The 716-nt window shown below is 63.0% G+C and carries 1 protein-coding gene and 1 pseudogene; both read left to right on the forward strand.

The genetic code is table 11. The features are described 5' to 3' along the window. Window positions 1-148: pseudogene (locus ACM6IO_RS27910) on the forward strand (phage tail protein); the annotation flags it as partial. Beyond that, on the forward strand, window positions 135-716 hold a 582-nt coding region (locus ACM6IO_RS27915), incomplete at its 3' end, for a virion morphogenesis protein (protein WP_414912615.1). The pseudogene ACM6IO_RS27910 and the gene ACM6IO_RS27915, both read left to right, overlap by 14 nt.

A 716-nucleotide genomic window follows, 5' to 3' on the forward strand; every position in this document is an offset into this window, starting at 1 on the left:
CGACATCACCCTCGAGTTCATCGAACCGCAGTACCTGTCTGAAGACCCTGCCGGCGAGATCCTGGCGTTCGATAAGACCTGGTCATTCGTGCCGTTCGACCTTTGGGTTGCAGAGCACGGCGAGGTGTCCAGCCATGGCCGGTCGTAGCACTTTCGAGCTCGATGCTCGGGGCTACTTGGGCGTGCGCGAGCAACTGGCGCTGCTGAGTCTGCCGCCGCAGTTGCGCCGGCGTTTGCTGAACAACGTGACCAAGCGCGTGCGGACCATGAGCCGCAAGCGTGTGCGTGACCAGCAGAACCTGGACGGCACCCCGTTCGAAGAGCGCAAGGGCACAGGCAAGGGCAAAAAGAAGATGGAAGCCGGCCTGGCCAAGCTGATGCAGGTCACCCGGGTCAGCGCAGATGAAGCCGAATTGGGCTGGAAAAACGCCCTGACCGCCTGGGTCGCGGCCCAGCAACACAACGGGGTCAGCGAGCGCCGCACTGCAGCGCAGATGAAACGCTGGAACAACGTTCCCGCCGGCCTGGCTGCCACGGAAAAGCAGGCAAAACGCCTGCGCCGCCTGGGCTTCAAGGTTCGTCAGGAAGGCAAAAAGGCCCTGACCCGGCCGTCCGTAGCCTGGATTCAGGAGCATGTGAACTACGCCAAGGCGGGGCTGCTGATCCGCATTCTGGACGACGAAAAAACCGAGAGCAGCGGCGCGCAAAGCTGGGAC

It is taken from the genome of Pseudomonas sp. IT-P44 (assembly GCF_949768225.1).
In the GTDB taxonomy this organism is placed as follows: domain Bacteria; phylum Pseudomonadota; class Gammaproteobacteria; order Pseudomonadales; family Pseudomonadaceae; genus Aquipseudomonas; species Aquipseudomonas migulae.